The organism is Thiohalophilus sp. (assembly GCF_031581315.1).
In the GTDB taxonomy this organism is placed as follows: domain Bacteria; phylum Pseudomonadota; class Gammaproteobacteria; order UBA6429; family Thiohalophilaceae; genus Thiohalophilus.
In genome coordinates, this window is sequence record NZ_JAVLAZ010000046.1 from 1 (window position 1) to 19,737 (window position 19,737).

Genomic DNA, 19,737 nt, shown 5'->3' on the forward strand with positions numbered 1-19,737 from the left:
ATTGGCATTGATCAGCAGGTGATCCACCTGTGGGCGAAGCAGATCCTGAATATGCTGCACCATCGGCCTGCCGTCGATCGCCAGCAGGCCCTTGTCGTGGCCACCCATGCGGCGGGCCAGGCCGCCGGCCAGGATGACGCCGGTGGTTGGCGGCGGGCTGAACGGGTCAGGAAAGATGCCACTGTTCATCGGAGTGCTCCGGCGGTATGTCAGCGGATTCGGCCAGGGGATCGGTGTCCGGGTTGAGCGGCCGGGCCGGGTTCAGTTGACCCTGCTTGAGGCGCAGATGGCGTTCGGCCAGCGGGGCGAACAACCGGGGTTCGTGGGCGGTGATGATCAGGCTCACGCCGTCCTGTTGCAGCCGGCGGATCAAAAACAGCGTGCGGTGTCTTGATCGCTCGTCCATGCTGGCGACCGGTTCGTCCAGTAACAGTAATCTTGGCGACAGCACCCAGGCGCGCAGCAACGCGACCCGTTGTTTCTCGCCGCCGGACAGTTGCCGGGCGTTACGTTGTTGCAGGTGCCCGAGATCCGTGGCGTCCAGTGCCCTGGAAGCGATGGCGTGCGCCTCCCCGGCGGTGTGCCCGCGCCGGCGCAGGCCGTAGGCGACATTGTCCAGTACCCGGCTGTCAAACAGATAGGGTTCCTGGTGCAGATAGACAACGTTCTGCAATAACCAGGGCCGGGCCCGTTTCCAGTGATAGCAGCTGCCGTTATAACGACAGTCGCCTGCATCCGGCGACAGCAGGCCACAGAGGATACGCAGTAAAGTGGTTTTGCCCGCGCCATTGTCACCGCTCAGCACAATACATTCGCCAGGATCGATATTCAGATGCAGATTCTCGAACAACGGCTGGCGGTTGATCGACTTGGTGAGCTTGCCGTATTCAATCGGTTCGGGGTGCGTCATGCGTATACGGGCCTCTGTTGTTGGCTGATGTGCAGCAGGGCATTCAGGCCGAAGGCGAGCAGCAGTAAGACGATGCCCAGTGCCAGGCCCTGGGCGTACTCGCCCTTGGCGGTTTCCAGGGCGATGGCGGTCGGAATATTGCGGGTATGATGCAGGATGTTGCCGCCGACCATGATCGAGGAGCCCACCTCGGCGATGATGCGCCCGAAGCCGGCGATAATCGCCGCCAGTAGGGCAAAACGCAATTCATAAAAAAATGTCAGCGTGGCCTGCACATGGCCTGCCCCCAGGGTACGGGCGGTTTCCCAGGCACGGCGATCGGCTCCGGCGAAGGTGGCATGGGCCATGGAGATCAACAGTGGCAGGCACAGCAGGATCTGGCCGACGATCATGGCGCTCTGGGTAAACAGCAGGCGCCAGTCACCCATCGGCCCCTGACGGGACAGCACGATATAGACCGTGAGCCCGACTACCACGGCGGGGACCGCCTGCAGGGTATGAAAGATCATCACCAGCAAACGTTGACCGGGGAAGCGAGTCATCGCCAGCAAAAAAGCGATGATAATGGCGATGGGGGTGGCAATCAGGATCGCACGCAGTGAAACACTGAACGAGGTCGCCACGATAATCCATAGCTCCCGGTCCCCGCTAAACAGCAGGTAAAGCGCGTTGACGAATGCTTCGGACAACTGCCCCATGGTTGCGATCTATTGCGAGGCCATTTTCAATGCCATGGGAGAAAACAACGGTTCTCCCTGCACGCGGTACTGGCCGATCAGTTGTTGCCCCCGTTTGGCCGTGATCCAGTGGATCATGGCGATCGCACCGGCATAGTTGGCATCGGGATAGCGCTCGGGATTGACGGCGATAATGCCGTAAGGGTTAAACAAACGCGGATCGCCTTCGGTGAGGATCGCCAGCGGTAATTTGTCTCGCATCGCCAGCCAGGTGCCGCGATCGGTCAGCGTGTAGGCATCCAGTTCGCCACTCATTTGCAGGACCTTGCCCATGCCTTGCCCGGCCCGGCGATACCAGCTCCCTTGTGGTTTGATCCCGGCTGCGTCCCACAGGTGGAGTTCCTTCTTGTTGGTGCCGGAGTCGTCGCCGCGCGAGACGAACAGCGCCTGGTGTTGTGCAATTTTCGTCAGCGCAGCGATCGGATCCTGCATGCCCCGGATGCTGGCCGGATCATTTTGCGGGCCGACCATAACAAAGTCGTTGTACATCACCTGCCGACGGTTCACGCCATAGCCGTGATTGACGAAGTTTTCCTCGGCCAGTGGTGCATGCACCAGTACGAGGTCGACATCGCCGTCACGGCCCATACGCAATGCCTTGCCGGTACCAACCGCGATAACGTGAACCTCGTAGCCCGTGTTTTTTTCAAACGCGGGAAGAATCGCTTGCAGCAAACCGGAATTTTCGGTGCTGGTGGTAGTCGCCAGGCGCAGTATCTGGTTCGGTTCAGATGCAAACAGACCGGTCGTCAACAGACAAAGTAACCCGACGCTCAGTAATTTAAATAACTTATGTAGGGTCATATGCTGATTCCTGAATTATGGGAATTGAGTTAAATTCAAAATTGCCCGCAGCATTCAGCTGATTTGCAATGCCTGTGCCACGACTTATATCAATGATTTATCAGTGTCTCGGCGCGGGCATAAATTTAGTCAGTCATTTTTGTTGGCACATTTTGACCCAGTGCATTGGCAGTGTGAGACAGATTGCTGCAAAAAACTGGAAAGCAGGGTGATCATACGTTTTACTTGGTAAGCACCACGGCATATTTGCGGCGCGTCATTACCGGCTATCGGAATACACCGGACAGGACGACCATCAGGAAAAAAACAGAGCAAAAGGAGTGACCAACCATGAAGCCTGCGGCGCTAATGGAAGTCTCGATATTGGTTGTTGATGATGAACCGGGTATGCGAAATTTCATGCAGCGCGTATTGCAGAAGCAATACGGGTTGGTCGAGGTGGCGGCAGACATCGCCGAGGCGGAACAATTACGTCAACGTTGTCACTTTGATGTGATTATTATCGACAATCGTTTACCAAAGTCCAGTGGTGCAGAATGGCTGCAACAGATCCGAAAACATGATCTTGATACGCATGTGATCCTGATTACCGGTTATGCCGACATGGATGTGGCGATTAGCGCAGTGCGCGGTGGTGCCAGTGATTTTCTGACCAAGCCGTTTCGGGCCGAGGATATCAAGCAATCCATCAGCCGTTGTTTGTTGCAGCGCGATCGCGCCCGTTCAGACTTTGCCAACCAGACCAGCGTGCAGGATGATCAGGAGACCCGCGCCGTCGAGGTGATCGGTGAGGCCGCCGCAATCCGGGAGCTGGAACAACTGGTTCGCCGCATCGCACCCACCCAGTCCACCGTGTTGATACAGGGGGAAACCGGCACCGGCAAGGAGCTGGTGGCCGAAGCGATTCACAGGCAAAGCGGCCGTTCCGGGCCGTTTGTCCCGGTCAATTGCGGATCGATCGCCGCCGATTTGCTGGAAAGTGAGCTGTTCGGCCACGCCAAAGGGGCCTTTACCGGCGCCCAGAGCGCCCGCCAGGGACTGTGTTACTTTGCCGACGGCGGCACCCTGTTTCTGGATGAGATCGGGGAGATGCCGCTGGCCATGCAGGCCAAGCTGCTGCGTATGCTGGAGACACACAGCGTACGGCCGGTGGGCACCGAGCGGGAACTGAAAGTGGATTGTCGCATCCTTGCCGCCACCAACCGCAACCTGGAGGAACTGGTAAAGAACAACCAGTTTCGTGAAGATCTGTACTATCGCCTGAATGTCGTGGCCCTAAAGGTTCCTGCATTGCGTGAACGTCTGTCCGATATCCCGGCTCTGACCCGACACTTCGTTCACAAGCTGGCGGGTGAGCTGGGCCTGCCGGCCTATCCGCTGAGCCAGCAGGATATCCGCCAATTGCAAAAATATGACTGGCCGGGGAATGTGCGCGAATTGCGCAACGTGATCGAACGGACCCTGCTGTTGGGCAAGTTGCCGACCGAACTGCTGGCCGCAAACAATGCGTCCGACAGGGAGACAAAGGATTTTCTGGTCCCCGACGGCTGGACACTGCGTGATGTGGAACAACGCTACCTCCTCGACATGCTGGCCTGTGTCGAGGGCAACAAATCAGAGGCAGCCCGGCGGCTTGGGATCTCGCGCAAGACGATCGAGCGTAAATTGAGCGAATGGCAGTCTGACTCGCGGCAATACATCTGAGTCGGATGAACATCCGTTTTTTCGAGCGGGTTCGGCACAGCTTTCGCTACAAGTTGCTGCTGCTCGTCCTGTTACCGTTGCTGGTGTTCATTCCTGTCCTGGTCGTTTTCTCCCTGGAGCGAACCTATTCGTTTGCCGCAGCGCAGCTTGCGCACAAGGTGCACACCGACATCAATGTTGCCCGGGCTTCCTTCATGCGCCAGCAGGAGAAATACCTGCAGGCTATAAGTCGTCTGGCCGAATCACACGCCTTTTACCTCGCACTGAATCGCGAGGATGTAGAACGGATCAAGAACCAGCTGCAGTTACTCAAAGTGACCGAGGGTTTTGATTTTGTGCATGTGGTCGATCTCAAGGGTGGCTGGTTGTTTGATGACAGTACCTTCGTGGGTGAGGCGAAACCCTCGCCGTTGATCGAGGATGTGGTCCACAGCGGTGTGCCCAGGGTCGGGCTGGAGTTGTACAGCTCTGCCTATTTGATACGGGAACACGCAAGCCTGGCCAGGCAGGCTCGGGTTCTGCTGGCCAATGACGGCCGAGCGGAGGCAAACAATATCGAACAACGCGCGATGGTGGTACGGGCGGTCTATCCAATCAAAAATAACCGGGGCCAGACGATCGCGCTCATGGAAGGCGGAGTGTTGCTGAATCACAATTCAGCCCTGCTCAAGACGATACATAGCCTGGTCTATGGTCCGGGTGCCCTGCCAAAAGAGGGCAAGGGCCTGGTCAGCGTGGTGCTGGACGATGTACGCGTGGCGACCAACCTGTCGCAAAAGAGCCAGGAAGAGGTCCGCACGCTGGGCAGTCATATTCCGAAAGCGGTTCACGAGCAGGTGATAGAGCGGGGAGAGAGCTGGGTCGGTGAGGTAACTATCCCGGGCGGCCTTTATCTGGCTGGTTATCAGCCGCTGCATGATTACCGGAACAACGTCATTGGCATGCTGGAGGCCGGTTACCTGGTTGCGCCGTTAAAGCAGGCCTATCTGCGCGATATGGTCATGTTTGGTGTGTTGCTGTTGCTGATCGTGGTGTTTGCCACCCTGTTCGGTATTCTTGGTGCACGACGCATGTTCAAACCTATCGAACGTATGGCTGATGTCGTTCGCGCCCAGGAAGAAGGTGATGATCTGCGCATCGGCGAGATAAAAAGTCGGGACGAGATCGGTGCGCTGGCCCGACGCTTCGATCACATGCTCGATCTGCTGCACGAGCGCAACGCCGAGATTCAGCGTGCAGCTGATAACCTGGAGCAGCAGGTCGAAGAGCGCACAAGGGAACTGAAACTCAAGAACACGCATTTGAAAGACAGCCTCGAACTTTTACGCAAAACCCGCAGCCAGCTTGTGATGGCGGAAAAATTCTCCGCGCTCGGTGAACTGACAGCGGGTATCGCGCACGAGATTAACAATCCCACTGCAGTTATTTTGGGAAACATGGATATTGTGATTGAGGAGCTGAACGGGGCCACCGGCCCGGTGGCGACTGAAGTGTCGTTAATCTACGAGCAGGTCTACCGGATCCGTAATATCGTGGAGAAACTGTTGAAATACTCGCGCGCCTCGCCGATTAGCCTGAACCTGGAAGATGTAGATGTAAAAAAACTGGTGGAGGATACGGTGATGCTGGTCCGCCATGAGGCAGAGCGCAAACATGCTGTGATCATTACCGAACCCAGTGCGGACAACGGCCTGATCAGAATAGATGCGCAGGAGTTACAGCAAGTGCTGATCAACCTGTTGATCAATGCCATCCATGCCGTCGATAAGCGCGGTACTATCCGGATCAGTACCCAGGTCAGCGAAAATGACGACGTGATGATCAGGGTCGCTGATGATGGCGAAGGTATCGATCGCGACACCATCGACAGAATCTTTGATCCCTTCTATTCTACCAAGGGTAATGTCGGTACCGGCCTCGGGCTGTCAGTCAGCTATGGTTTGATTCACCGCTACGGGGGCAATCTGGAAGTGAGCTCCAAACCGGGCAAGGGCACGGTATTTACCGTCACATTGCGGCGTGATCCGAAACTGTCACCCCAGGTTCATGCCCTGTTCGATCTCCATTCCTATGAATTTAACCGGGACGAGGTGCGACATGAATGAAGAGGCACTGAACACACAAACCCGTCGCTTTCTGAAGAAAGTGGGTATCCAGTCCCAGCAAGCGATCGAAAAAGCTGTTCGCGACGCGCTGAAGAATGGTCAGTTGCAGGGTGATGAAACCCTGGAGGCAACGGTTCAGCTGGAGATCCCCGAACTCGACCTGACGCTGCAAATCCGTGGTGATATCGCGCTGGAAGATCAGGACGAATAAGCGTTACGCATACCCGTTCAGGCACAGGGCAGGTTGCGTGCAGCACGCTGCCTGACATTCCGGGTATTAAACTTTTCACCACGAAGACACGAAGACACGAAGTTTTTAAATGAATTAATTTTTCTTCGCGTCTTCGCGTCTTCGTGGTGAGGTTTTAAAAACATCTTCGCTCGCAATGACAGCAAAAACGGGGCATTGCGAGGAATAACGTAACGAAGCAATCTCTTTGCGGGCATTCGGGATTGCCTGGTCAGTGGCACAGGTCAGGTTGTGCGCAGCGCCACCTGACGTTCCGGGTATTAAACTTTTCACTACGAAGACACGAAGTTTTGAAGTAAATTAATTTTTTCTTCGTGTCTTCGTGGTGAGATTTTGTAAACATCAGTTGTCACGCAGGATTAGCAGAATCCAGGGTGTCGATGAATTTGGAACAGTTATTTAACAGGGCGACCAGATAATCTCCCCGCACTGGTCGAGACGATAGCCGCCGAACTGCCGGGCGATGGCCTGTATCTCCCGGTTTTTCAACTTCTGAAGCAGGGTCAGGAACAACTGGCGGAAATAGATCGCACGCGGCAGGACCAGGTCAAAGCCTTCCCAGCCGACCGGGATAAACTGCAGACCGAATTCGCGTGCCACGCTGCGGGGGCCCGGTGCTATATCCGCCTGGGCCTGGCTGAGCAGTGAGGCCGCCTCCCGTTCGGTCTGTAGCCGTAACGCGCTGTTAAGTTGCGACAGGTCGATTCCGTATTGTGCCGCGGTCTCTTCCAGAAAACGCTGCGAGCCGGCGCCGTCATGACGCATGGCCCAGATCCAGTTTTGCTGGAAAATGTCGGCGATCTCGAGGCCGTCGATGTTCAGTGCGGGGTTGAGCATAAAGCCCTGCTCACGTTGAAACAGGCGCACGATCAGCCACTGGCTTGCCTCGTCATACTGCTGGATCAGCGCCGCATGGCGTATATGACTTTCCTGCACGCTACCCCAGTGAATGGCACACAGATCGGTCCGACGCCGGGCCAGTAACGACAGACCCAGCGTTGTCCCTGTCGGGGTATAGCTGATGAGAGCGTCGGCCTGGAACTGGCCGATCAGGTAGCCGACCAGTCGGTTGAGCAATGGATCGTCGCTGCCAGCAATCAAAAGCCGATCGGTCAGTATTCCGCCGTGACTGGACTCGAACAGCCAGTTGTCGATTAAAGATCTGGGAAACAGCCATTTGCCCGTGATCTTGGTGCCGGGCAGCTGGCCGTCATTGGCCAGGGCATAAATCTTTTTCTCATTGATTTGCAGGTATTCGGCCAGTTGCCGGGCGTTGAGAAAAACGGGAACGCGACCTTCGCTCTCGCCCGCTCCCGAAGGTGACCAGCTGGCATCCTGCAGATTGAGATTACTGGCCATGTTGCACCCGGCTATAGCGCGTCATGCCGAAGCGGCGCGGGTTGAGGCGCGATGTTGCGGTTTTGTCACCGGCACCGCGTCAAACGTGATGTGTTCAGCCCCGTTGTAGACCAGAAAATGCTGGCCCTTGGCACGGGCGATCAGGGTAATGCCCAGGTCCTGGGCCAGTTCGAGGCCCATGTGCGATACGCCCGAACGGGACAGCAGCAAGGAAATATTCATCTGGGCTGCTTTCATCACGATCTCCGAGGTCAGGCGCCCGGTGGTGTAGAAGATCTTGTCCTCGCCCGGCATGGCCTCCAGCCACATCATGCCGGCGATAGCATCGGCGGCGTTGTGGCGGCCCACGTCCTCGACGAACATCAGGATCTCGGTATCCCGGCACAGGGCGCAGCCGTGGACTGCCCCGGCCTGACGATACACGGCGTTGTAGTCGTTGACCGCCCTGAGTAAATCGTAAAGCCGTGACTGCTTCACCTGCAGGGCGGTGAGTTTCTGTCCGTAAATCTTGTCCAGCGTGCAACTGAAAACGGTACCTTGCCCGCAACCGGTGGTCACGGTGCGACCCTGCATGCGTTCGTCCTGGATGCCCTCGCCACGTCGGGTAGTGACGTCGACGCGTTCCTGATCCCAGTCGACCCAGATTCGGGTGATCTCATCAATAGCGTCGATCAGGCGCTGGTTGCGTAGATAGCCCAGGGTCAGCGCTTCAGGATAATTACCCAGCGTCATCAGGGTAACAATCTCCTGACCGTCGACCTTCAGTGTCAGGGGGCGTTCGCCGGCGACGTGGACCTCGCGCGACTGACCGTATTCATCCATCGCCTCGATGGCATAGGTCGGTGACAGCCGGGCATCGGAGAGAATCAGTTGGTCGGTCATGGTCAGCCTCCGGTAACATTCATGTGGCGCAGGATCACAGGTTGCTCCTGCAGGTTGAAGTCATGTCCTTTGGGCTTGAGATCCATGGACTGAACAATGGCGTGCTTGAGCCGCGGCATATCATCGGGATGCTCACGCAGGATCTGGCGTAAATCCATGGAATGTTCCTGTCCCAGGCACAACAACAACCGACCCTGGGCGGTGATCCGGACGCGGTTGCAACTGTCACAGAAGTTGTGACTGTGCGGCGAGATCAGGCCAATACGCGAATCGCTGCCGGGGATCCGGTAATAACGTGACGGTCCGCCGGTGGTCTCGGTAGTCGGGAACAGCTCGAACGATTGTTGAAGGTCCCCGAGCAGTTCATTACTCGAGTAATAGGCCTCGGCCCGATCATGATCGCCGATCACTCCCAGAGGCATCTCCTCGATAAAGCTGATATCCAGCTCTTGCTCGACTGCAAAACGCACCAGGTCAGTCACTTCATCATGGTTACGGTTTTTCAGAATCACGCTGTTGAGCTTGATCCGCTCGAAGCCTGCCAGGCGCGCGGCCTCGATGCCCTGCAGCACCTTGTTCAGATCGCCGACGCGGGTGAGCCGCGCAAAGCGCGCCGGCTGCAGGCTGTCAAGGCTGATGTTGATGCGTCGTACACCGGCATCGCGCAATGCCTGTGCATATCGGGTGAGCTGTGAACCGTTGGTGGTTAACACCAGTTCGCGCAGACCGGGCAGCCGGCCCAGTTGCTGAAACAACCAGAGCGCATTGCGCCGCACCAGCGGCTCGCCACCGGTGAGGCGGATTTTTCCGACACCCAGTTCGGTGAACGCGCGGGCCAGCCGGGTAATCTCTTCCAGGCTGAGAATCTCGGATCGAGGAAGAAAGGTCATATCCTCGCTCATGCAATAGACACAACGGAAATCACAGCGGTCGGTGATGGAAATACGGACATAGTTTATCTGACGGCCGAAGTTGTCGATTAGCGCGGGATGGGTCGGGGTATCGATCCTGGACATAAGAGCCTGGGCCTTGTCGGTAAAAATGATGGTTCGCCATGTTTTGCAAAAAGCATACCTTCGTGCCCGGTCTGCAAAATCGTACGCCCTGCCAGCCAGTGAGGATCGGAACTGACCCCGATTGAGACAGATTGCACCAACCCCGAAATTAATGCGGTGAAAACTGTCGCACGGGCTTATCCGGATTGGGCGTGATCCGGCATAAAACGGCTTTGTTCAATCTGGTACGGCGATTGCTCGGTAAAAAACCGTATCGCAATAGATAAACAGTTCATGAGGGACACGATGAATCCACATGCCGATGTCAGTTATCCCGTATCGATTGTTATGCGCCGGGAATATCGGCAATACGGGCAATGGAAGTTACCCCACTGGAATCTGGTTGCCCTGTTGCCGCAGCACACCGGCGACGGATCGCAACGCAGACAACGGCTGCAGGGTGAACAGGACGAGGGGCATCTGATCTGGTCGGGGTTCTGGCTCGAACTGTTTCGAGATGGTTTGCAAAGCTATTACCAGAATCTGATGGGCAGGCAACCGTCGCTGTTCGTGTTGTGCCGGGATGATGACGATGACTCGGACCTGGCGCCAACCATGATCAGTGCCAACTTTGCCGATGCCGAGGCCCACATGGAAACTGATGGCCTTGTGCTTTCAACGCCATTGGTGGCGCCCTTTTCCAACTGGCTGGCCGAGTACGTATTGAGTCAACAACCGGCACTGGAAAAGCAGCTGCAGGATCACAAGCATGGCAAAAAAGGCAAGCGCAAACATGTCTGATTCGAACGATACAGGAAACGATCAGGACAGGTCGTTTCTGCACCGCTGGTCGCGACGCAAGCATGATCACTCAAAACCAGAAAAGACAAAGATGCAGGCTCCCGCGCTTGCAGACGCTCCGCCGGTTGTCGAGCCCCCTGGCTCGCAGGAGGTGCCCGATGTCGACACGCTGGGTGAGAACAGCGAGGTCAGCATGTTTTTTTCCGAGCAGGTGAGCGAAACCCTCAAGCGCCAGGCGTTACGCAAGTTGTTTCACATGAACAAGTTCAACTTTTGCGACGGTCTGGATGACTACGCCGAAGATTACACGCTGTTTGAACCGCTGGGAAATACCATAACGGCGCACCAGCGCCTGCAGGAGGAGCGTCAGGCGATCAAGCAACTGGTGAGCGATGACGAACTGCCGCCTGTCGCGGAAAACGAGCCGCACGAGCCGGAAACAACGCTACAGGCGGATAACACCGACGATTCAGTTGATGAATATAAAGGCGAACCGGCGCCAGTTGATCAACCAGAACTGAAAGAGGGTTAGCCCTGATGAGTTATTCCAACGAAACCGCCCCGGCTGATGCCGGTCTGAACACCCTGGGGCAACAGACCAGTAACGGCGAGGCACGCATGGAGGCCTTACAGGTCCTGCAACAACCCGCCCCCAGCACTTCAGTGATCGAATATCACAGTGAAGGGCGGCTGGTCATTATCGGTGCAGGCAACGAGGCGGTGGCCGTGGCGACCGAGCTGCTGGATAAGCTTGACGCTGTTGCCATCGTCGATCCGGATCCGGACGCCCGGCGCCCGCAGCTGGATGATCGTATCGCCTATGTTCATGCCGGAATCGAGCGGATCGACGGTCACCTGGGGGACTTTCACATCCATCTGCGCGATAAGGGCGCGCAGACCCTGGAGCTTGGACCGATACTGGGACGGACCTGGCCGCGCATCGATCTGGTTCTGGATGTCTGTCCAACGCCCTGCTTCGATGCGGATATTCCGCCGCCGGGTTATTTTGCCAGCCACGGCGACAGCGCCAGGCTTGCAGGTTTGATCGAGGCGATTCCCGGCATGATCGGCGAATTTGAGAAGCCGCGCTATTTTCGATACGACCCGTCGATCTGCGCGCACGACCGTAACCAGTGTACGGCCTGCACACGCTGTATCGACGCCTGTCCGACCCGGGCCATTCATTCCATCGGGGAACAGATCGAGGTCGATCCCTATCTTTGCCAGGGCGGGGGAACCTGTGCCGCGGTCTGCCCCAGCGGGGCCATCCAGTATGTGTATCCCGGCCTGGCCGATACTCTGAGCCGGATTCGGCAGTTGCTCAGGCAGTATTACCAGACCAGCGGTGAACGGGCCCGTGTGGTGTTTTTCGAACAGGCACAGCGCGACGCACTTTACCAACAACTGGCTGCGCTGGAAGAGAATCTGATCCCGGTCGCCCTGGATGAACTGGGGGCGATCGATATGGCGATCATGCTCAATACCCTGGCCTATGGCGCGCAACAGATCATTATCGTCACCAGCGAGGAGACCGCGCCGCTTATCGGTGAGACCCTGCGGCAGCAACAGGCCCTGGCGACGGCCTTTCTGGATGGGCTGGGAGAAGCGGCGGCGCGCATCGTGATTGTGCCGCAAAAGGAGCTGGCGCAAATGGGGTCCCCCGCCGGGGATGCAACGCTGGCGCCGGCGGCCACGCATGCCAGTTTCGACGACAAACGCAACATGATCCATCTTGCGCTGGAAAAGCTGTATCAACACGCTGCACAAAAGCCGGCAATCCTGTCACTGCCCGACCAGGCACCGTTTGGCGAGATTCAGGTCAATGCCCAGGCCTGCACCCTCTGCATGGCCTGCACCGGGGTTTGTCCGACCGGGGCATTACTGGCAGGCAACGAGCAGCCCCAGTTGAAGTTCATTGAAAACAATTGCGTGCAGTGCGGACTGTGCGAGCAAACCTGTCCCGAATTGGCGATCACACGTCGGCAACGCTATCTGTTTGACGGCGAGGTACGTCGGGCACCGCGTGTACTTTACGAGCAGGAGCCGTTTCATTGCGTTGAATGCGGCAAACCGTTCGCGACCCGGCAGATGATCGAACACATGCGCGACAAACTGACCGGGCACTGGATGTTCGACAATGATCGGGCATTGCGGCGCCTGTCGATGTGCGAGGACTGCCGGATTACCGACATGTGGCAGGAAGAACATCGTGCCTGAGCTGGTCGAAATGTCCCGTCTTTACCGCCAGGGTGAACAAATTGTCACACCTGACCCGGGGGCGAGTCGAATTGAGCGCCGGGTTGTTCGTCTGGCTCCTTCTGGGTCGTTTTTTTCATTTTGTTTCTGGCACAGGCGTTGCTCTTGTAACGGGTAATTGAGCAACGAGTAACGATAACCGGCTCCGGGGCGCCGCGCGCCCGATCCGACAGGGAGACTGAATCCGAATGCAAAAGCAGCAATCTTCTGTCGCCTTTGATGATGCCGCATTGCGGGCCAATACCTATAGCCTGCTGGCGCGATTGTTACGCAAGGTTCCCGATCCACCGCTGCTGGACGTGCTATCGCGTATCGAAAGCGCCAACAAGGAGCGTCAGAACGGGTTTGGCCTGAGTTGGCACTTGCTCAAGCTCAATGCCAGCCGGGCACGTCTATCGGAACTGGATGATGAATTTCACGATCTGTTCATCGGCCTGGGCCACGGCGAAGTGATTCCGTATGCCTCGTGGTATCGGACCGGTTACCTGATGGACAGACCACTGGCGCGGTTGCGCCATGATCTCAGGCAGCTTGGTATCGAACGCCAGCAACAGGTCAGCGAACCCGAGGATCACATTGCCGCACTTTGCGAAGCGATGGCGATGTTAATCGACAGCGGGTCGGACCTGGAAGCACAACAGACTTTTTACCGCCTTCACCTGCATGGCTGGCTGCAACGTTGTTTCAGGGATATCGAACAGGCACCCTCGGCCCGTTTCTACAAGGCCGTTGGCCAGCTGGGACAGCACTTTGTGGAACTGGAACAACATTATCTCGATGTGCCGGATGATTAACGTTGAGTGGATGAAGAGGAGCTAACAGATGAAAAAGCTCAATAAAGAAGAGTTACCGCGTCGCCGGTTTTTGCAGCAGATGGTCTTGCTGGGTGGTGCAACCGGTGCAGGCGCACTGGTGTTCAGCAACGCCCGGGCAATTTCACAGTCATCGCCTGAGGGGCCCGTGACCGGTGCAAAAACTACCGAAACCAACGGTTATCGTCTGACCGACCATATCCGGACTTATTACGAAAAGGCACAGATCTGATTATTCAACCGGCTCGCACCAACGCAGAGTAGCTGCTGCACTGGGAGGTTCAGCAATGAAACTGAAAAAGAAACCCACCTCGAATCAACAGACCCCTGATCCTGACGCTAACGTTGGGGGGTCGATTTTCGCCGAGGCGATCGATCGTCGTACGTTCCTGCAGCGTTCGGGACTGACCGCGGGCGGTCTGGCAATCGCCAACATGCTCCAGATGGGCATGCTGCGTCATGCCCGTGCCGCAGAAAAGGATACTGCGCCGAAAGAGGACATCGAGACCGAGGTGCGGCACAGTATCTGTACCCACTGCTCGGTCGGTTGCGGTGTACTTGCCGAGGTACAGAACGGCGTCTGGACCGGGCAGGAGCCCGACTTCGATTCGCCGTTCAATCTTGGTGCCCATTGCGCCAAGGGTGCCTCGGTGCGCGAGCATGGTCATGGCGCACAACGTATCAAGTATCCGATGAAGCAGGTGGATGGCAAGTGGAAGCGCATCAGCTGGGAGCAGGCCATCAACGAGATCGGCGATCAGCTTCTGGATATGCGCGACAAGTATGGACCGGACAGCCTGTGGATAGCCGGCTCCTCCAAGGCCAGTAACGAAGGCTCCTATCTGCAGCGCAAGTTTGCCGCCTTCTGGGGCAGTAACAATATCGATCACCAGGCACGCATCTGCCACTCCACCACGGTGGCCGGGGTAGCCAACACCTGGGGCTACGGCGCAATGACCAACTCCTACAACGACATGCATAACTGCAAGGCGATGCTGTTCGTCGGCAGTAACGCGGCCGAGGCCCACCCGGTAGCCATGCAACATATCCTGCGTGGCAAGGAGAACGGCGCGAAGATGATCGTGGTCGATCCTCGCTTCAGCCGGACCGCCGCGCATGCCGATCAATACATCCGCATTCGTCCCGGCACCGACGTGTCATTTACCTGGGGACTGTTGTGGCACATCTTTGAAAACGGCTGGGAAGATCAGGAGTACATTCGCCAGCGCGTCTTCGGCATGGAGGACATCCGCGAGGAGGTGAAGAACTGGGATCCGAAAACAGTCGAGGATGTGGTCGGGGTACCCGAAAAGGAAATGTATGACGCGGCCAAAACCATGGCCGAAAACCGGCCCGGGACCATCGTCTGGTGCATGGGCGGTACCCAGCATCACATCGGAAACAACAACACCCGGGCTTACTGTGTACTGCAGCTGGCACTGGGCAACATCGGGGTCTCCGGCGGCGGTGCCAATATCTTTCGTGGTCATGACAATGTGCAGGGCGCGACCGATGTCGGTCCCAACTGCCACACCCTGCCCGCTTACTACGGTCTGTCCGACGGCGCCTGGAAGCACTGGGCCCGGGTCTGGGATGTGGATTACAACTGGTTGAGAAACCGCTTCGATCGCTCCGGCCAGTACGATGCCGGCGGTGGTAAGCAGGCCTATACCATGAATATTCCCGGCATGCCGGTTTCACGCTGGATCGACGGGATCCTGGAAGACAAAGCCAACCTGTCGCAGAAGGATAACGTCCATGCCATCTTCTTCCAGGGACATGCGGTCAACAGCCAGACCCGCGGACCGGATATGAAAAAGGCCATTGAACAGGTGGACCTGGTGGTGATCTCGGATCCCTATCCCACCCACCTGGCGGTAATGAGTGAACGCAAGAACAACACCTATCTGTTGCCGACCTGCACCCAGTTCGAAACCTACGGCTCTGTGACCGCTTCCAACCGCTCCATCCAGTGGCGGGAACAGGTGATTGAGCCGCTGTTCGAATCCAAACCGGACCACACTATTCTTTATCTGTTCGCCAAAAAGCTGGGCTTCGCCGATCAGATGTTCAGGAACATCAAGGTTGAAAACGACGAACCCTCGATCGAGGACACACTGCGCGAGATCAATCGTGGGACCTGGACCATCGGTTATACCGGACAAAGCCCGGAACGGCTGAAGGAGCATGCCAGGTACCGGCATACCTTCAATACCACGACCTTGCGTGCCGAGGGCGGTCCACTGGACGGAGAATACTACGGGCTGCCGTGGCCGTGCTGGGGCACCCCGGAGATGAAACATGTCGGCACGCCGATCCTGTATGACCCGAGCAAGTCGGTCGCCGAGGGTGGATTGACCTTCCGCGCCCGTTTCGGTGTTGAACACGACGGCGTTACATTGCTGGCCGAAGATTCCTACAGCGTCGGTTCCGACATCAAGGACGGTTATCCCGAGTTTACTGCCGACATGCTCAAGCAATTGGGCTGGTGGAACGATCTGAGTGCTGAAGAGCAACAGGCCGCCGAGGGGCGTAACTGGAAGACCGATCTGTCAGGCGGTATCCAGCGCGTGGCCATCAAGCACGGTTGTGCGCCGTTCGGCAACGCCAAGGCGCGCAGTATCGTCTGGCAGTTTCCGGATCCGGTGCCGGTGCATCGCGAGCCGCTTTATACCCCGCGTTATGATCTGGTGAAGCAGTACGCCACCTATGACGACCGTAAGGCCTTCTGGCGGCTGCCGACACTCTACGCTTCGATCCAGTCCAAAGATTACTCCAGTGATTATCCGTTGGTCTTTATCAGTGGACGCCTGGTGGAATACGAAGGCGGCGGGGAAGAGACCCGTTCCAATGCCTGGCTGGCTGAACTGCAGCAGGACATGTTCGTCGAAATTAATCCGGCCGATGCCAACGATCGCAATATCCGGGATGGTCAGTGGGTCTGGCTGGAAGGCCCGGAAGGCGGACGCATCAAGATCGTCGCCATGGTGACCCCCCGGGTCGGTCGCGGCGTTATCTGGACACCATTCCATTTCGGTGGCTGGTACCAGGGCCAGGATCTGGTGGACCGTTATCCCGAAGGCACGGCACCGCTGGTACGTGGCGAAGCCTGCAATACTGCCACCACCTACGGCTACGACTCGGTGACCCAGATGCAGGAAACCAAGGCCACCCTGTGTGAAATCCGGCTGGCTTAATATTAAGGAGAGGAGGACTCATTTATGGCACGTATGAAATTTCTTTGCGATGCCGAACGTTGTATCGAATGCAACGGTTGCGTCACCGCCTGCAAGAATGAAAACGAGGTGCCCTGGGGCGTGAATCGCCGGCGCGTGGTGACCCTGAAAGACGGTGAGCCGGGCGAGAAGTCCATCTCCGTGGCCTGCATGCACTGTACCGATGCCCCCTGCGCGGCAGTCTGCCCGGTAGACTGTTTCTACACCACCGAGGACGGCGTTGTGCTGCATAACAAGGACCAGTGTATCGGTTGCGGGTATTGCTTCTATGCCTGCCCCTTCGGCGCGCCGCAGTTCCCGCAACAGGAGGCGTTTGCGGTACGCGGCAAGATGGACAAGTGCACCTTCTGTGCCGGCGGGCCGGAAGCGGACAACTCCGATGAAGAGTACGCCAAGTACGGCCGCAACCGCATCAGCGAAGGCAAGCTGCCGCTGTGCGCCGAGATGTGTTCCACCAAGGCCCTGCTGGCCGGGGATGGCGATCTGGTGGCGGACATCTATCGCAAACGGGTTCTGAAGCGCGGTGGCCGGCCCCAGACCTGGGGCTGGGAAGCGGCCTATGGCACCAAGTAATCCCGGATCGGGAGAGAGACGATGCGCAAACTGACGATACGACTGGTCCTGGTCGGCATGACCATCGCGCTCAGCGGCTGTTACGAAGACATGGGCGTGACCCTGCATGAGCCGGGCGAGTACAAGGGGAAAAAAGATCCGCTGGTTGCGACGATGAAACAGCAGAAAATGCAGGAGACGCTGGAGCAACGTTTCAAGACCGGCCAGACCGATCGTTGAGTGGACGACAGGTAACGTTATGAAAATCAACGCAGGCTGGATAGTACTTGCCACCGTCATGCTGGCGGGCTGTGATAGCCGGACCCACGATCCCTGGGTGCAGAATGACGATTATCTCAAAGAGGAACGCAGCCGCAGTGCCCAGCTGGATGAGCAACTCGACCGTCGTATTCAGGGCCAGGCCGAGCGGTAATCGCGGATAACAGGAGAGTAGCATGAGCACACAGACACAACCGACTGCGAAGCCGCATTCCCGGCGCGGAATGGGCAAGGTGTGGATCATGAGTCTCGCGGCCCTGCTGGTACTGGTGGCCCCGCTGATCGTCAGCTGGCAACTGATAGGCATCGACGCGGTGCAGGCCGAGTTCAGCAGCGGCTCCAATCCCCGCGCCGAGTACTGGCGCGAGGTACGTGAGGGCACGGCCGGTGTTACCACGGTGAAGGGCCAGGAAACCGGTGAGCTGATCGAAAACAGCGGCCAGAACTGGCGCCAGGTGCGTAACGGACCACTCGCTACATTGGGTGCCTGGCTGATCGGCATCGTGGTGGCGCTGCTGATACTGTTCCATCTGACCGTGGGCAGGGCAAAACTGAAACAGCGCACCGGCAGAAAGATCCTGCGCTGGACGGTATTCGAACGAACGTTGCACTGGTTCGTGGCGATATTGTTTATTTTGCTGGCGATTACCGGGTTGAGTTTGCTGTACGGACGCGCGGTGTTGATCCCGGTAATGGGTTACGACGGTTTTGCCGCTTATGCCCAGTTCGCCAAGTGGATACACGACTACCTGTCATTGTTCTTCGTGGTCGGCCTGGTGGTCATGCTGGCCATGTGGTTCAGTGAAAATTTCTTTACCCGGACAGACTGGGAATGGTTTAAAAAAGGTGGCGGTTATCTCGGCAAGGGACACGGTTCCGCCTACAAGGTGAATGCCGGCGAGAAGGTCTGGTTCTGGATTCTGTTAGTGGCCGGTATCGGTCTGATGATATCCGGAATCGTGCTGCTGCTTCCCAATCTGGGCTTCGAGCGCGGCACCATGCAGGGCGCCAATATCATCCACGCGATTACTGCACTGGTGCTGAGTGCTTTCGCTCTCGGACATATCTACCTCGGTACGATCGGTAACGAGGGAACCTTCGAAGGGATGATCAGCGGCGAAGTGGACGAGGCCTGGGCCAAACAGCATCATGACCTGTGGTACCAGGAGACCGGCGGCAAGGGAGCGGCCGCGGAAGGCGGTGGGCAAGGCGAACCAGGCAAGGCCGCGGGCCAGCCAACGGCAACCTGAACGCGCTGCTGCGTCTTCACCGTTTTTTCAAATAATCACAGGGTAGTGTCCTCGGTGGCATTACCCTTTTTTATGTCCATAACCGAACACTCGAACGAGAGGAGTCAGTGAGCAACCAGATTAAAGATGAAGAAGGCGTCGTCGGGGAGATCAGTAAAAAACAGCCGGATGCGTTTTTCGATGTACTGCATAAATTGATCCGTACCGCGGTCCGTATCCTGGCGGTGCTGATGGTGTTTGTGATCTACTGGGCCGTGGCCGACGTGATCTGGGTTCTGTATGATCATTTTAGCGCCCCGCCCTATTTCGTCTCGCCCACGGACGACATCGTCAGGTTCTTCGCCGGATTTCTCGCCGTGCTCATCGCCATCGAGGTATTTATCAATATCACGCTATATTTGCGCGATGACGCGATTCATGTGCAACTGGTCGTCGCCACGGCGCTGATGGCCGTTGCCCGGAAAGTGATTGTCATGGATTACAACGACATGAGCCCGGCGCAGCTGTGGGGCATCGGTATCCTGATACTGGCCGTCGGTGCCACCTACTGGGTCGTGGCCTATTTTCATAAAGGGGAGTGTTGATTGTTTATAGAACTCGCGTCGAAAATGTTCGCCCTCCGGGCGGGCTGTGATCTTGAAAGCGGGCTCTCGCGCCCGCGCGGCGAGGTACTTTCTTGTACCGACAAGAAAGTACCCAAAGAAACTCCCCCGAAAGACGCCGCCGGTATAGCAATTTATCAATTGCTATACCGGTCCCCTGCGCTTCTCGCTCCAGTCGGGCTCGCCAGACGGCACATCCCTGT

General features: G+C 57.3%; 22 protein-coding genes. 15 read left to right on the forward strand and 7 right to left on the reverse strand.

Annotation, left to right across the window (positions count from 1 at the left end; genetic code table 11):
• The 4 genes from RI563_RS08150 to RI563_RS08165 all read right to left on the reverse strand — a co-directional run.
• The coding region (locus RI563_RS08150) for an NTP transferase domain-containing protein (RefSeq protein WP_310693874.1) at positions 1–189 on the reverse strand (189 nt) is incomplete at its 3' end.
• Positions 167–910 carry an ABC transporter ATP-binding protein gene (locus RI563_RS08155; protein ID WP_310693875.1) on the reverse strand — a complete coding sequence of 248 codons (744 nt, stop codon included), beginning with the start codon at positions 908–910 and terminating at the stop codon, positions 167–169. The genes RI563_RS08155 and RI563_RS08150, both read right to left, overlap by 23 nt.
• Positions 907–1,608, reverse strand: a complete 702-nt coding sequence (locus tag RI563_RS08160) for an ABC transporter permease (RefSeq protein WP_310693876.1) — start codon at positions 1,606–1,608, stop codon at positions 907–909. The genes RI563_RS08155 and RI563_RS08160 overlap by 4 nt, the downstream gene beginning before the upstream one ends.
• A gap of 9 nt (positions 1,609–1,617) precedes the next feature.
• Positions 1,618–2,451 carry a substrate-binding domain-containing protein gene (locus RI563_RS08165; RefSeq protein ID WP_310693877.1) on the reverse strand — a complete coding sequence of 278 codons (834 nt, stop codon included), beginning with the start codon at positions 2,449–2,451 and terminating at the stop codon, positions 1,618–1,620.
• Positions 2,452–2,781: 330 nt separating this feature from the next.
• On the opposite strand from RI563_RS08165, the gene RI563_RS08170 reads away from it, so the two are divergent.
• From RI563_RS08170 to RI563_RS08180, 3 genes are read left to right on the forward strand one after another with little or no spacing between them, the layout of a single operon-like run.
• Positions 2,782–4,155, forward strand: coding sequence for a sigma-54 dependent transcriptional regulator (locus tag RI563_RS08170; RefSeq protein WP_310693878.1), 1,374 nt, complete (start codon positions 2,782–2,784; stop codon positions 4,153–4,155).
• A 5-nt stretch (positions 4,156–4,160) separates the two neighbouring features.
• Positions 4,161–6,260 carry an ATP-binding protein gene (locus tag RI563_RS08175; RefSeq protein WP_310693879.1) on the forward strand — a complete coding sequence of 700 codons (2,100 nt, stop codon included), beginning with the start codon at positions 4,161–4,163 and terminating at the stop codon, positions 6,258–6,260.
• Complete coding sequence (locus tag RI563_RS08180; RefSeq protein ID WP_310693880.1) at positions 6,253–6,471, forward strand: DUF6494 family protein; 219 nt, start codon at positions 6,253–6,255, stop codon at positions 6,469–6,471. The genes RI563_RS08175 and RI563_RS08180 overlap by 8 nt, the downstream gene beginning before the upstream one ends.
• A gap of 438 nt (positions 6,472–6,909) precedes the next feature.
• Here the strand turns inward: RI563_RS08180 and RI563_RS08185 are convergent, their stop codons facing one another.
• From RI563_RS08185 to moaA, 3 genes are read right to left on the reverse strand one after another with little or no spacing between them, the layout of a single operon-like run.
• Positions 6,910–7,869 carry a helix-turn-helix transcriptional regulator gene (locus tag RI563_RS08185; RefSeq protein ID WP_310693881.1) on the reverse strand — a complete coding sequence of 320 codons (960 nt, stop codon included), beginning with the start codon at positions 7,867–7,869 and terminating at the stop codon, positions 6,910–6,912.
• A gap of 21 nt (positions 7,870–7,890) precedes the next feature.
• Complete coding sequence (locus RI563_RS08190; protein WP_310693882.1) at positions 7,891–8,751, reverse strand: formate dehydrogenase accessory sulfurtransferase FdhD; 861 nt, start codon at positions 8,749–8,751, stop codon at positions 7,891–7,893.
• 2 nt (positions 8,752–8,753) lie between these two features.
• On the reverse strand, positions 8,754–9,767 hold the full coding sequence (moaA, locus tag RI563_RS08195) for a GTP 3',8-cyclase MoaA (protein ID WP_310693883.1): 1,014 nt from the start codon (positions 9,765–9,767) through the stop codon (positions 8,754–8,756).
• Positions 9,768–10,052: 285 nt separating this feature from the next.
• Between moaA and RI563_RS08200 the strand changes: the two genes are divergently transcribed.
• The 12 genes from RI563_RS08200 to RI563_RS08255 all read left to right on the forward strand — a co-directional run.
• A complete protein-coding gene (locus RI563_RS08200) occupies positions 10,053–10,547 on the forward strand; it encodes a DUF3305 domain-containing protein (RefSeq protein WP_310693884.1) in 495 nt (164 codons plus the stop codon).
• Positions 10,540–11,079 (forward strand): DUF3306 domain-containing protein, encoded by a 540-nt coding sequence (locus tag RI563_RS08205; protein WP_310693885.1) that lies wholly within the window; start codon positions 10,540–10,542, stop codon positions 11,077–11,079. The genes RI563_RS08200 and RI563_RS08205 overlap by 8 nt, the downstream gene beginning before the upstream one ends.
• Before the next feature lie 5 nt (positions 11,080–11,084).
• Entirely contained in the window at positions 11,085–12,764 is a 1,680-nt protein-coding gene (locus RI563_RS08210) for a 4Fe-4S binding protein (protein WP_310693886.1), read from the forward strand.
• Positions 12,765–12,991: 227 nt separating this feature from the next.
• Positions 12,992–13,597: a molecular chaperone gene (locus RI563_RS08215; protein ID WP_310693887.1), complete on the forward strand. Its 606-nt coding sequence runs from the start codon at positions 12,992–12,994 to the stop codon at positions 13,595–13,597.
• Positions 13,598–13,625: 28 nt separating this feature from the next.
• Entirely contained in the window at positions 13,626–13,847 is a 222-nt protein-coding gene (locus RI563_RS08220; protein WP_310693888.1) for a hypothetical protein, read from the forward strand.
• Between the two features lie 55 nt (positions 13,848–13,902).
• The gene (locus RI563_RS08225; protein WP_310693889.1) at positions 13,903–16,812 is read left to right on the forward strand and encodes a formate dehydrogenase subunit alpha; all 2,910 of its coding nucleotides are present in this window, start codon (positions 13,903–13,905) and stop codon (positions 16,810–16,812) included.
• 24 nt (positions 16,813–16,836) lie between these two features.
• Positions 16,837–17,424, forward strand: coding sequence for a formate dehydrogenase FDH3 subunit beta (gene fdh3B, locus RI563_RS08230; RefSeq protein WP_310693890.1), 588 nt, complete (start codon positions 16,837–16,839; stop codon positions 17,422–17,424).
• Positions 17,425–17,445: 21 nt separating this feature from the next.
• Positions 17,446–17,643 (forward strand): hypothetical protein, encoded by a 198-nt coding sequence (locus RI563_RS08235; RefSeq protein ID WP_310693891.1) that lies wholly within the window; start codon positions 17,446–17,448, stop codon positions 17,641–17,643.
• A 19-nt stretch (positions 17,644–17,662) separates the two neighbouring features.
• Positions 17,663–17,836 carry a hypothetical protein gene (locus RI563_RS08240; RefSeq protein ID WP_310693892.1) on the forward strand — a complete coding sequence of 58 codons (174 nt, stop codon included), beginning with the start codon at positions 17,663–17,665 and terminating at the stop codon, positions 17,834–17,836.
• Between the two features lie 22 nt (positions 17,837–17,858).
• Positions 17,859–18,932 (forward strand): formate dehydrogenase subunit gamma, encoded by a 1,074-nt coding sequence (locus RI563_RS08245; protein ID WP_310693893.1) that lies wholly within the window; start codon positions 17,859–17,861, stop codon positions 18,930–18,932.
• Between the two features lie 107 nt (positions 18,933–19,039).
• Positions 19,040–19,516: a phosphate-starvation-inducible PsiE family protein gene (locus RI563_RS08250; RefSeq protein ID WP_310693894.1), complete on the forward strand. Its 477-nt coding sequence runs from the start codon at positions 19,040–19,042 to the stop codon at positions 19,514–19,516.
• Positions 19,517–19,737, forward strand: a 221-nt coding sequence (locus RI563_RS08255) for a hypothetical protein (RefSeq protein ID WP_310693895.1), incomplete at its 3' end; no start/stop codon positions are given.